This is a genomic window from Bremerella alba (genome assembly GCF_013618625.1).
GTDB lineage: Bacteria > Planctomycetota > Planctomycetia > Pirellulales > Pirellulaceae > Bremerella > Bremerella alba.
The window spans coordinates 179,478-191,795 of the sequence record NZ_JABRWO010000012.1 but is presented as its reverse complement, the minus strand read 5'-3'; the positions used below and the strand labels follow the sequence as shown (position 1 = coordinate 191,795).

The 12,318-nt window shown below is 54.9% G+C and carries 9 protein-coding genes; 5 read left to right on the top strand and 4 right to left on the bottom strand.

The window, feature by feature from the left end; translation table 11 throughout:
• The first annotated feature begins 46 nt into the window (after positions 1-46).
• The 4 genes from HOV93_RS20440 (at position 47) to HOV93_RS20425 (ending at position 5,606) form a co-directional block, all read left to right on the top strand.
• A complete protein-coding gene (locus tag HOV93_RS20440) occupies positions 47-907 on the top strand; it encodes a fumarylacetoacetate hydrolase family protein (protein ID WP_207398394.1) in 861 nt (286 codons plus the stop codon).
• 208 nt (positions 908-1,115) lie between these two features.
• Positions 1,116-2,648, top strand: coding sequence for a hypothetical protein (locus HOV93_RS20435; RefSeq protein ID WP_207398393.1), 1,533 nt, complete (start codon positions 1,116-1,118; stop codon positions 2,646-2,648).
• Between the two features lie 134 nt (positions 2,649-2,782).
• Positions 2,783-4,375: a glutamate--tRNA ligase gene (gltX, locus tag HOV93_RS20430; protein WP_207398392.1), complete on the top strand. Its 1,593-nt coding sequence runs from the start codon at positions 2,783-2,785 to the stop codon at positions 4,373-4,375.
• 7 nt (positions 4,376-4,382) lie between these two features.
• Positions 4,383-5,606: a class I SAM-dependent rRNA methyltransferase gene (locus HOV93_RS20425; protein ID WP_207398391.1), complete on the top strand. Its 1,224-nt coding sequence runs from the start codon at positions 4,383-4,385 to the stop codon at positions 5,604-5,606.
• A 4-nt stretch (positions 5,607-5,610) separates the two neighbouring features.
• Here the strand turns inward: HOV93_RS20425 and HOV93_RS20420 are convergent, their stop codons facing one another.
• Positions 5,611-6,399, bottom strand: a complete 789-nt coding sequence (locus tag HOV93_RS20420) for a hypothetical protein (RefSeq protein WP_207398390.1) — start codon at positions 6,397-6,399, stop codon at positions 5,611-5,613.
• 290 nt (positions 6,400-6,689) lie between these two features.
• Here HOV93_RS20420 and HOV93_RS20415 point away from each other — a divergent pair, with 290 nt between their 5' ends.
• Positions 6,690-7,637 carry an isoaspartyl peptidase/L-asparaginase gene (locus HOV93_RS20415; RefSeq protein WP_207398389.1) on the top strand — a complete coding sequence of 316 codons (948 nt, stop codon included), beginning with the start codon at positions 6,690-6,692 and terminating at the stop codon, positions 7,635-7,637.
• Between the two features lie 3 nt (positions 7,638-7,640).
• Here the strand turns inward: HOV93_RS20415 and HOV93_RS20410 are convergent, their stop codons facing one another.
• The 3 genes from HOV93_RS20410 to HOV93_RS20400 form a co-directional block, all read right to left on the bottom strand.
• Positions 7,641-8,099 carry a hypothetical protein gene (locus HOV93_RS20410; RefSeq protein ID WP_207398388.1) on the bottom strand — a complete coding sequence of 153 codons (459 nt, stop codon included), beginning with the start codon at positions 8,097-8,099 and terminating at the stop codon, positions 7,641-7,643.
• A gap of 53 nt (positions 8,100-8,152) precedes the next feature.
• Entirely contained in the window at positions 8,153-9,031 is an 879-nt protein-coding gene (locus tag HOV93_RS20405; RefSeq protein ID WP_207398387.1) for a DUF1559 family PulG-like putative transporter, read from the bottom strand.
• A gap of 145 nt (positions 9,032-9,176) precedes the next feature.
• Positions 9,177-12,122, bottom strand: coding sequence for a hypothetical protein (locus tag HOV93_RS20400; protein WP_207398386.1), 2,946 nt, complete (start codon positions 12,120-12,122; stop codon positions 9,177-9,179).
• Positions 12,123-12,318 lie beyond the last annotated feature (196 nt).

Sequence of the window (12,318 nt, the reverse complement as noted above, 5' to 3'; positions counted from 1 at the left end):
TTTTACCGATTGTGGGACTTGCTTCTCAGGAAAGTTGTCGACGGATATGCGATTGATCAGCTATCAAAGTGAAACCGGCCCACGTACCGCCGTGGCCCGTGGCGAAGGTTATGTCGACTTGAATCAGGCCGACCCGTTGCTGCCAACTCAGATGAAGCACTTGCTACCGATGCTGTCGTTGCATCGCGAAGCCATATTGGAAGCCGCAGAGGAAGGGCGACTCCTTGATCGGGCCAAGCTTCGTTTGCTTGCTCCGGTTGTCGAACCACAAAAGATTCTCTGCATCGGTTTGAACTATGCTGACCATGCCGCCGAGACTGGGGCGACAGTCGGTGATGAACCGGTTGTTTTCAACAAGTTTCCCACCTGTCTGCGAGCCGACGGCCAGCCGATCGAACTGCCTGCAGTTAGCAAGCAAGTCGATTACGAAGCGGAGCTAGTCGTGGTAATCGGTCGCCCCGGAAAGAACATTGCCCAGGCAGATGCCATGAGCCATGTTGCCGGCTATGCGGTGGGGCACGATGTATCGGCCCGTGATTGGCAAAAGGGCAAGCCGGGCAAGCAGTGGCTGCTTGGCAAATCGTTTGATAGCTTCGCCCCCCTCGGCCCCGAGTTGGTAACGGCGGACGAGATCGAAGACCCACATGATTTGCGGATTCAGTGCCGACTCAATGGCGAAACGATGCAAGACTCGTCGACCAGCCAGTTGATCTTCCGAATCGACGTTTTGATCTCTTACCTTTCGCAGGTTTGCACCTTGATGCCAGGCGATTTGATTTACACGGGAACGCCGCCGGGGGTGGGCATGGCACGAAATCCACCCGTCTTCTTGAAGCCGGGCGATGAAGTACAGGTCGAGATAGAAAAGCTAGGTGTGCTCACCAACCCGGTGATCGACGCCAAATAGCGTAGGCCAGCGAGATACCGCTAGCCTTGCCAGCAATCGTGCCCGACTTTACGTGTTTTACGCGATGCGATAAGCGTCGGTCGTTTGCTGGCTAAATACTGTCCAGCAATCATTCAGAACACTCCGATCAATTGCCGAAATGAGAAGTGTAGGATGATTAAATGCCACAGGGACGTGGACATTTCTTTCACCAGGGATGGATCTGAGCATGCAATTCAGGCGGAATGGCCTGCGCGACGAACGTCGTCGCCGGGCCCTCATGGACGATCGCACTAGCGATTCAGGCACTCAAACTGCGGCGACCACAGCGGACGACGTTGTACGCAAATCGGCACGGACTTACTCGAGAACTGCCGTCGACGAGCGAAGGATTCGCATCGTTGATATGGTGCCGGTGTATCTTGTTCATGTCACATTCATTTATGCCACTATTTTGCTCGGCGTCGCTGTGCTGCTAGCGATGCATCACTACGGCGCGAATATTGTGCGTTGGGCAGATCTGACCCGGGTAGATAGCCTGGGAACGTATCTCTCCGCAGGCTCGCTCTTGGTTGGGGCGATACTGGCGTTTCTCACGTATCGTATTCGACGGCATCGCTTGGATGACTACCGTGGCCGGTATCGTTGCTGGTTATGGTTTGCCGGGCTACTGTTGTTTGCCAGCTTAGACTGCATGCTGAACTTCCGCACTGATGTCGCTCGTGGGTTAGAAGCTGTCACGCGTGTGCGACTGCTCGGCCAGACCGATGGCTGGTGGGTTGTCGTGTGGTGTGTTGCCTATGGATCGATGGCCCTGCGAGCGCTCATTGAAGTTCGCGAAAGCTTCGGCACGATCGCCGTCGGCCTGATCAGTGCGGCGCTGCTATTCGCCGGGATGGCCCTGCAGATGGATTTACTGTTGCTTCCTAGTAGTGTGCCGGCTGGAGTGGCGATCCATGCGGCCCAGCTTTTGGGTGTGGGGCTGCTGTTGGCAACCCTCGTCCAATATTCGCGATTTGTGTGGTTAGACGCCCAGGGGCTGATCTCACGGCGTTCGGTGAGAGTAAAAGAAGAAACGGAAGAGGAAGCGAAGCCGAGGAAGGCCACTCGTTCTGCGGCCAAAAAGCCAGCGGCGAAACCCACTGCCCCAGAGAATTCCGAAGAGGACGAAGAAGAAGCCAAGCCGCGACGCGGATGGTTCTCCATCGGTAAGAAGAAATCAGAAGAGTCACCTGAGGAAGCTGCTAAGCCGGTAAAGAAGCCCGCGAAGTCTGCCGCCAAGGTGACGGAAGAGGAAACTCTGCAAGGCGAAACACCGAAGCGGGGGTGGTTCTCATTCGGCAAAAAGAAGGTAGAAGACGATTCGGCAGAAACGGAAATCAAGACGCCAGCCAAGCCGAAGATCGCGGCGTCCACGATCGAGCAAGAGCCAGCTGAAGAAACGCCAAAGCGAGGGTGGTTCTCGTGGGGCAAAAAATCTGCCGAAGATGCCGACCAGGAAGAGGCGGCAACCGACGAGCAAGAGCGGGCAACGATGAAGCCAAGGGTCAAAACACGACCGAAGCATACGCCGGCTCCTCAGGAGCAACCCGCTGCCAATCAGGTGCCTACTATTACCGGCAGGTATTCTCAGGAGGACGACGACTCGGCAAATTCCACCGAGGATGAGGAAATCTTGCGACTGGAAGCCAAACCAGATCATCTGCTCAGCAAGGCCGAACGGCGACGTTTAAAGAAGTTAAAACGCCGAGCGGCTGCTTAAATCACCGCAGACCCTTTGACGGGCTTTGCCGCAAGCGTCTAAGCTTAGGGATCGTTCAGGGTGGCTTACTCCCGATAAGGGGAAGCCACCTGTCGCTGTTCGGTTCCTCCAACACGGCTTAAACCCGCATCATCATGGCACCAGTTCGTACTCGCTTCGCCCCCAGTCCGACCGGTTACCTGCACATCGGTGGTGTTCGCTCCGCCCTCTTCAATTGGCTGTTTGCTCGCAAACACGGTGGCCAGTTCATTCTGCGGATCGACGATACCGACCAACAACGCAACGTCGAAGAAGCATTGCAGCCCATTCTCGATGGCTTCAATTGGCTAGGCATCGACTGGGACGAAGGCCCCGGCATGGGCGGCCCGCACGAGCCCTATTATCAGTCGCAACGCTCCGACAAATACAAAGCTGCCGCCCAGAAGCTGATCGAAGACGGTTTCGCCTATTACGACTACTCGACCACCGAAGAAGTCAACGCCGAACGCGATCAAGCACACTTTGAAAAGAAAGCATTTCAGTACAGCCGCAAATGGATGGCGACCACGCTGGAGGAACGCGCCAAGTTCGAGGCCGAAGGACGCAGCTTTGTCGTCCGTTTGAAGATGCCTCGCGAAGGTAAATGCGAGTTTACCGACGCGGTCCGTGGCGATGTCTCGTTCGAGTGGTCTAAAGAAAACGACCACGTTATCCAACGCAGCGATCGCTCGTGCTTGTATCACCTGGCCAGTGTGGTCGACGATCACGACCTAGAGATCTCGCATGTGATTCGTGCCGAAGAGCATTTGCCCAATACCCCACGGCAAATCTTCATCGCCCAGTCGCTTGGGTACGAATTGCCCGTCTATGCTCACCTGCCGTACGTTGCCGAGCCTGGCAGTAAGAACAAGCTGAGCAAGCGAAAGCTCGAGAAGTATTTGAAGAACCCCGACTTCAAGCGGGTCAACGAACATGGTCAGGACATCGCCAACCGTATGGGCGTTCATATGTCAGCCGAGACGTTCAACCCGGTGATCGTCGATTTCTACGAACTGGTCGGCTACCTGCCAGCGGCTATCCTCAACTATCTGGTGCTGCTGGGTTGGTCGTTAGACGACAAGACCGAAGACTTCACCGTCGACGAAATGATCGAGCACTTTAGCTTGGAACGCGTCACCAAGGCTCCGGCCAGTTTCGACGCCAAAAAGCTGTGGGCTTTCCAGGATCGCCATCTGCAAAAGCTATCGGTATCGGAAAAGGCCACCGCGATGATGCCTTACCTGACCAAGGCTGGCCTGGTTGCTGATTCTAACGCCGAAGGGGAGATGGAGAAGTTGGAAAGGATTGTCGCGGCCTGTGGCGATCGATTGAAGGTGATGGGGGACATTCTTTCCTACGCCGATTACTTCTATGTCGCCGACGATAAGATGGAAATGGACGAGAAGGGCTTCAAGAAGCGGCTTTCCAGCCCCGAAGCTCAGGCCATATTGGCAACCTTCCGCAATCATCTTTCCGATGTTTCGGATTGGACTGTCGAGCATCTCGATAAAGAGATGCACGCGTTCATCGACGAGGCGGATATTAAGATTGGCGACATCATTCATGGTGTTCGCCTGAGCGTGACCGGCAAAACGGTCGGGCCTGGCATGTTTGATTGCTTGGCCATATTGGGCAAAGAGGCGTGTCTGAAACGTATGGACGCGACGTTGAAATTGGCCCAGGAAAAGTTTCCTTCTGAATCTGAATAGTCCCCCAATGTCCGATGAAACAAGCGATGTACCCGCGTCCTCTATCCCGATTGTAAAGCTTCGCCCGCGCAAGGCTCAGCCGTTCTTTGGACGGCATCCTTGGGTCCGCGACAGCGGCATCGATAAAGTCATTGGCAAGGTGCAAGATGGTGATGTGGTCCAGCTTCACAGCGATAAAGACCGCTTTATCGCGTACGGTTTGATAAATCGCAACAGCCACCTGCGTGTACGGCTTTACTCGTGGGACCAGCAGCAGCCACTAGATGACGACTTCTGGCGTGGCCGTCTGGAGCGAGCCATCTTGATGCGCCGCGAACAGGGGCTCCTGCACGACGACGCAGGCTGCCGACTCGTTTATAGCGAGGCCGATGGGCTGAGCGGTCTGATTGTCGAAAACTTCGCCGGGCATCTGATGATTCAGATCACCTCGCTGGGAATGTACCGCCGCGTCGAAAGCATCGCAGCGATTCTAGCCGATCTGCTCAAACCCAAAAGCATCTCTCTGCGTGGAGAAGCAGGCGTCTTGAAGCTTGAAGGCCTGGAAGTCGAACCGCGACTGCTTTCCGGTGAACTGCCCAGCGAACCGATCGAGCTCGTCGAAAACGACTTGCGGTACGAGGTCGATATGAACCAAGGGCAGAAGACCGGATTCTACCTCGACCAGCGTGACAATCGGCGTGTAGCTGCCAGTTATTTGCCGCAAAACGCCAAGGTGCTGGATATGTTCTGCTATAGCGGGGGCTTCGCCATGAATGCCGCCAAGCATGGTGGGGCAGCCTCGGTGCATGGCGTCGATGGAAGTGGTCCAGCGATTTCTGCGGCTCAACGAAATGCGGAACGTAACCAACTAAGCAACGTGACGTTCGAGAAAGCCGATTGTTTCGATTACTTGAAGGCCCGCGTTGATGCCGGCGACCAGTACGACGCAATCATCCTTGATCCCCCTAAGTTCACGAAGTCTCGCCGCACGATCGACGAAGCCTTGCGGGCCTACTTCCATATCAATCGCCATGCCACGCTACTTCTACGGCCTGGCGGCATCCTGGTGACTTGCAGCTGCAGTGGAAATGTAAGCCGCGAGGATTTTCTGATGATGCTGCTCGGCGTGTCGCAGAAAACGGGCCGCGATCTGCGACTTCTCGAACAGCGCGGAGCAGCCCCCGATCATCCGGTGAACGCAATTTGTCTGGAAAATGAATACCTGAAGTGTTTCATTGCCAGCGTTGGATAGCCGGCTATCGAAATACCGATAGGTTTCCGAATTGTCCTTTATGGTTGTCATCGGACAGGTCTTCCGAGCGGCCTTCTCGTTGTGGCGGCCCCACGTGACGGCGAAGTTCCGCCACCAGAAGTTTTCGATCGTTAGGGGGCATAAATACTTCAACGGGGCCGCGTCCACGGATATCGAAGACCACCAGCGAGGCAGCATCTTCCCAGACGTTGTAGCTGCGGATGCGATTGAAGCGGCAAGGAAAGAAGCCGCCAATCATCATGCCTTCTTCGTGCACTTCAAGATCGTGTCCTTTGACATTCAGAAAAAACTGCACGAGCCAGGGCATACTTGCCAACGCGCCAAATCCGGCCATCGCCACAAAGGGCAAAAAACCGTTCAGCGGTGTGTTGGGTTTGTCTTGCATGAGCAAGGGAATCCACAGCAGGAACAACGAGACCGTGTGCATTCCGCCTCCGAGCAGCAGATTGCGATAATGCGATGATTGAAACCCTTCGATCGTGAATTGCCATTCGCCCAAACGCGACATGGCAACGGTCCGCCAGGTAATAAGCACCGCCACGAGCGACCCGTCGAGAACCAGCACCGTGACCAGACAAAGCAGGTACGAGGTTGTCTCGATAGAGGATACGTCCGCAGCGAAAAAGAGGGGAGCAAACGCCACAATCAGCGAAAGCCCCACCATGACGCCGCCGATGCCGCGTAGCCACTGTGCCTGGCGAGGAAGTACTTCCGGGCTTTGGTTGATTCGCAAATGCGTGGGCGAATCACTTTCGTCGAATGGATTGGTCATGAGTCCTTCAATGGAGCAAGGCGATCCTAGATCGGATGATACGCATTTGCCAAGAAACGCATCACGATCCCGATTCTAACGAGCAACGATGTACTGAGCGTTCACGTATCTCGCTGGCAGGTTAACTATCCCTGCAAACGACCGCCTTGCGGAACGTCAGCAAGCAGGGCATCTGGTAAGATGTCCTGCATTCAATATCCGTTAACATTGACGAAACGTGGAAAATAGATCACGCGTTCGTGTTCATTTCGAGTCCATTAATTATACCGCTCTGGTGGTGACAAAAAACCATGAAAGTGATTGCCTCGCACAACGGTTTGGAAGCCACTCGGTTGGCCTGGAAGAAGCTGCAAGAGAACTTTCCGCTGATCGATGCGTGCGTGGAAGGAGTGGGGCTGGTCGAGGATGACCCGGACGAACTAACCGTCGGCTATGGCGGCCTTCCCGACGAACAGGGGCATGTCAGCTTGGACGCCGCCGTAATGGATGGTCGATCGCACCGCGGAGGTTCCATTATCGGCCTTTCAGGCGTGCGTTATGTCTCGCAGGTTGCTCTCCGCCTAATGCGAGAATCGCGTCGCGTGATGTTGCAGGGCGAAGGAGCCGATGCATTCGCTCGGGCTTGCGGTTTTCCAACGGAAGACTTGCTAACTGAGAAAGCACGCAAGCTGTGGCGTCTGTGGAAGAGGACCTATCAGTCCAACAAAGAGTGGCTGCCAGCTCCGGCGGATGAAGAGACCGAGCAGCTTATGAGAATCTTAACCCATTTTTATCGTCACCCCGGCGGAACCGTACACGCCGCAGGGCAAGATCAGCAAAGCAACCTGGCCTGTGTGACTTCGACCAGTGGACACTGCTTTAAAACCAAAGGTCGTGTTGGAGATTCGCCGATCTTCGGAGCCGGCCTGTACGTCGACAACGAGCATGGCACATGTGGAAGTGTCGGGCACGGTGAGGCGAACCTGCTCAACTGCAGCAGCTTCCTGGCGGTGCACTTGATGGGGCAGGGGATGTCGCCCAGGGAGGCCGGAATGGAAACCTTAGAGCACGCCGCCAAGCACGCTCCGCCGTTCGAGTTAGATCCCCTGGGCCGTCCTAACTTCAACTTGCAACTTTATCTGTTGGCCAAAGATGGAACGCACGCCGGGGTTTGTATGCGTGGTGACTGGAAGATCGCCGTCACCGACCAGGCAGGCTCTCGGCTAGAGGCCTGCGAAGCCATGTTTCCTAGTGACTAATCATTAGAAGCCCGAAGCGTCTCCCCGCAGGGCGTTGGTGCTGTCGGGGGCAGCACGCATCTTTCCTTCTAGTTCAATCTTGAGTGAGTCCGTCGGCTTATCGATGACAACCGTGAGCCCACTCGTTTCCATCTCGGTATATTCCGTGGGAAGCAGGTTCACGGATTGACCACCAGGCCCCAGCGCCTTGACGAGGATTGTGACCGCGTGTTCACCGGGAACGGCCCCATCATCATTGTCAAACGTGGTCAGTGTGAAGGTACCGTCGCTGGGATTGATCATTCCGGTTGCCGGTCGATTATCGGCCGGAATCACCTGTACGAAGCCATCCCCCTTGAAGATCAAAGGTTCTCCATTAAGGAAAACCTGCCCCGACGTCTTCACCACCGCAGGGCGACCATCACCACAACCAACAAGCATCAGCGCGGTGAGTGCTGCGCTGACCAACAAGGATTTCGACATAAGGCAATCTCTGAAGAATGATTATCAATGAAACGCTCAGACGATTGCCGTTTCTAGTTAATTGCTTTGGGCTTATTGGATGCCCGTTGGCCAAGCAGTTTGTAAACGGTCAGATTGATCGTTTCAGGAATGAAATGAACCGATCCGTCGCCAAAAGCAAAGTTCGCTCCGCCTGGGTGCCTGCTACCAAATGCACCGTTGAGTGCGTCCCCGTACGGCGACGTGGTGATGCCTTGTCCGGCGGGCGTGTTCACGGGGTTTTCGGTAGATCGCAGCGAATCGAGGTGACGGCCTGCGATGGTCCAGCGGTTGATGTGATTGGAAAGATGGCCGTCAATTACTTCACCCACAAACATCACATTCGAAAGGCCATCGACCGCCTCCTGGACGCCGAATGAATCGCGGTAAACAAACATGCCTGAGTTATCCCACTTCACTTTCGCGCCGATGCCCTGTGAAGGTCCAAAATGCCCCGAGACAAACGCGTAGGAACTGGTTGCCCATTGCTTACTGCCGGAAGTCACTGTTTCTGGCATGGTGCTGCTGGCACAAACGAAAGCATCGGGACGCGCCGACAGAGTCGATTCGGGGAGCGATCCTGGGAACCCAGAACTAGGTCCATAGGGTGCAAACAATTCGTATAGGTTGTTCTCTTCCAAGAAGGGGAGCAGTAACACAAAACCACTAGTACCAGGGCCGTTGGTAGGGTTGCATGCACCATCGCATCCAAGACGGCCGGTGGGAAACAACTTGAAAGTTGATTCATAGTTGTGCATGGCCAGGATGATTTGCTTCTCGCCATTGGTGCACTGCATGCGGCGGGCTGCCTCGCGTGCCTGTTGAACCGCCGGCAAAAGCAATGCAATCAACACGCCGATAATGGCAATGACGACGAGCAACTCGACCAATGTAAAAGCATGAGTCTTGCGCATGGGGATTCCCAATAAGAATGGAGAGATGATAAGAATAGCTACGCAGCACCGCCAATGACTCCGCGTTCCTGCGAATTGGACGGGAAGGATAAAGAGTCTTGCGGTAAGTAATATGCTGTAAATATATTTAAAAGAAATGAGTTTGTTAATCGCCCTTAAGGGTGGCACGCTTCTGCGTAAGCGGATGGGCGATGGTAAGAATTGGCTCCCCATTAGGGCATTTGCCGCGTACGAATCCGGCGACCTGATGATTTCGATCGATTGCGATTGCACCGATCGAGAAGTCTATGGAGGGGGATCCGGAAAGGATCTCAATAGCGTTTGTGAAAGTAATCGGTCGGCAGATATCCCAAGCAATCAACTCTGGCTCGGAATCTTGCTGAGCCAGCATGTAGGCAAACCGACGATCGAACTTATCGTTGCCGGCCAGATTGATCTGGGTCCATTGTCCATCTTGCTCAATATTCTCAATTCGAATCAGCCCCAGTTGCGACTCTTCATCCATCCCCAGGCATTTGGCAGGGAACTTTTTACCGTCATCTCGCGTAATTGTGACCTGATTGCCCCGTTTCCAATCGTCATCTCCGAGCATGGCGAAGATGCCTTGGCCTTGGTCAATCATAATTGCCGGACGACCGGGTTTTTGGGGCCGATCGACCTGTACCAGCGCTTTGCGAAGTTGCGGTAGTACCTCTTCTGATCGCTTTTGCCAGTCGTCCCAGTTGTTGTTGAGCGGAGAGATGGAGGCCAATTGATCGTAGTGCCTGGCGCTGCTGGAAAAAACAAAATGATCCCACGTTGATTTACTTTCTCCGACCGATTGAATCGCAATACCGGTGATGTTGAGTTCGCGAAAATTGGAGAAGATATCTGGTCCGACTTGGTGCCAGTCATTTTCCTTAATCTTCTTCGGGTCTAGCTTGATGACTCCTTGGTCCGCTTTGCTTGTCCCAACCGAATAGATGGCCGGTGACTCGGTATCACGATCATGAAGCAGGCGAATCTGGACATAGCCATCCCCCTGTTTTTCAAAGGCGAACCGCAACTGCCGATACTGACCCGGCAGCGGGCGTTCGCGAATCTCGATCGGACGATCGAAACTGGCAATCTGCACCCATGGCCCATCGTTGATCTCGAGGGCCGGTCGGCTGACCAAGCGAATATCGTTCCTCCAGATCGCACCGGCCGGCTGTCCAGCGATCGTTAACAAGCTGTCAACTTGTTTTTCGGAGGGAGCATCCAACACCGGCATCAGAAACGATGGCTCTGACAGAAAGTGAATCCCACGCCAATCCACGGCGATATTGTCTGGCCCTGGCGTTTGCGAGACTTCGAGCGTAACTTCATGCCCGGCGAAGGGAGTCAAATCGACTAAATAGGGTGCCGGAGTGTTCACATGATCGTGCGTATTAACGTTTTTGAGAGGTTCCGAAAGAACCGGAATGTCGTTGATACGAACTTCAATATTCGGCTCATCCCCTCCGTCGAACTTGGCTGCGTTGATTTCCAGATAGGATGTTTCAGGAGCGATCCTCTTGGTTGTCGTCAACCGCAGCGGTTCGTCCTTTGCGACAACGGTGGTCCGCCACGAGGGTGCTTCGAAGGGATATTCCACACGGCGGCGGGTTGTATGGAAACGCAGCTTGGCAATGTCCGATGTGAGTTGCCATCCGCTCCAGGCCAAGATCGTCTCCGGCGTTTGCTCGTCGATGGCCTCGCGCAGTTTCTGGTGATCGAGAAGGACACGCGGTTCAATCCAGTTGACCATGTCGCGGATGTCGAACGGATCGGCACCTTCGGGACGATCTTGATGGGCCATGTCCACTTCCAAAATCAGTTGCCCGTCGCCAGGCAAGCTATTCCAATGGATATTACCCCCTTCGGTCGTTTTTTCAGAACCGACAATCGATTTGGATTCAAACTTCGGAGAACTCTCCCACGAGACGAAAACGCGACCGACAATACAGCCCCGGTCATGCGCGGCCTGATCGATCCCAACGGAAGTGCGAAACCCAGTGGCAATCGGCGGCAAGGCAAAACTCAAACGGCTGGGGGCCATCACACCCAAACTCCACCCGCTGATGCGATCGCCACTCTTGGCGGTACCTGCCAAAATCCCTCGGTTGATGCGGGCTGAGAAACCGTTACGGGAAAACATGGCCCCATCGCGGCTCTCGTGATATGGCAAGCGAAATAGGGGCATTTCGTCGAAAGCCCAGCTTCTCCGCATCCAGGTCGAGCGGCACTCGACCCAGATCGGATCGATCGACCAGGCCGGCTGAATACCATGCGCCCAACGATCGGAGTTGTTGTTGTCTCCCCGCGAATCGGCATCGATACGCTGCACGCTAGTGGTGGCAACCAGGCCGTCCGAGGTTTCCCATTGCACCAATCTCTGCTGATCGGCCGGAGCGACCTTGCCACCGGGGAAGAGGATCGCCAGTTCACGCAAATGAGACTGCCAGGGGGATTCTACTTCCAGGTGTAGTTCGGCAATTTCATGAAAGCCGAACGACATTCGCTCGCGTTCGACCAGTAGGTGAATGCCTGCTTCCGAGAAGCGAATTGCGCGGAAGGTGATCTCACGCCCGTTTTTCAAAAAGACCGTCGCTGGAACATGGCGATCGATCAACGCAGGCAACTGTTCCCAGACGATCTTCCGCACGAAGTCGCGACGGACTCGTATATCAGAGCGGTAACGCGAGTTGGTCGACCGGCGAAACGGAAAGCTGGGTGTAATCAGAAAATGCTCAGGCACGTCGGCCTGATATTCGACCCCTTCGGCCGCATAGGCATCGGGATGCCCTGGAATGCGATCCCCTGAGAAAAGCTCGATGTAGGCGTTGGGCATCTCGGCAGGACCCAACGAGCGGTCCACCATCCACCGCATGGGATTACCCCCGTTGATCAAGCTTTGCCCAGCCAACTGCGGCATCGCATTGCCGGAATACCAGTTGCGTAGGACGTCGTCTTCTACCACTCGGCCATCTTCCAGCAGAGCCACAAACCGCTTTTCTTCGTCACCATAAGCGAACGAATAGAAAACGCAGGCGGAAATTAACACGCAGAGCAGGGCAGAGCGAAAAGGCAATTTTCCGACCTTTCGAGGCAATCGAGCGAATATGAAGGGGTTCAGGACGCCACAAGAAAATGACCACAATGCCGATTTGGTTTCATGCGGTACGTTGCAGTCGAAGCGAATTCCCCGATAATGGGGCGTTTGCGAGGTTCATTATGGCCCAGACAGGGAGAACTTCCCATCGTTGGGTCGGAACATCGCATCGGTT

What these genes read in the sequence shown, in the direction of transcription:
- HOV93_RS20435 (WP_207398393.1), top strand. Translation starts at nt 1,116, where the DNA reads ATGCAATTCAGGCGGAATGGCCTGCGCGACGAACGTCGTCGCCGGGCC.
- HOV93_RS20440 (WP_207398394.1), top strand. Translation starts at nt 47, where the DNA reads ATGCGATTGATCAGCTATCAAAGTGAAACCGGCCCACGTACCGCCGTG.
- HOV93_RS20425 (WP_207398391.1), top strand. Translation starts at nt 4,383, where the DNA reads ATGTCCGATGAAACAAGCGATGTACCCGCGTCCTCTATCCCGATTGTA.
- HOV93_RS20410 (WP_207398388.1), bottom strand. Translation starts at nt 8,099, where the DNA reads ATGTCGAAATCCTTGTTGGTCAGCGCAGCACTCACCGCGCTGATGCTT.
- gltX (WP_207398392.1), top strand. Translation starts at nt 2,783, where the DNA reads ATGGCACCAGTTCGTACTCGCTTCGCCCCCAGTCCGACCGGTTACCTG.
- HOV93_RS20405 (WP_207398387.1), bottom strand. Translation starts at nt 9,031, where the DNA reads ATGCGCAAGACTCATGCTTTTACATTGGTCGAGTTGCTCGTCGTCATT.
- HOV93_RS20415 (WP_207398389.1), top strand. Translation starts at nt 6,690, where the DNA reads ATGAAAGTGATTGCCTCGCACAACGGTTTGGAAGCCACTCGGTTGGCC.
- HOV93_RS20420 (WP_207398390.1), bottom strand. Translation starts at nt 6,399, where the DNA reads ATGACCAATCCATTCGACGAAAGTGATTCGCCCACGCATTTGCGAATC.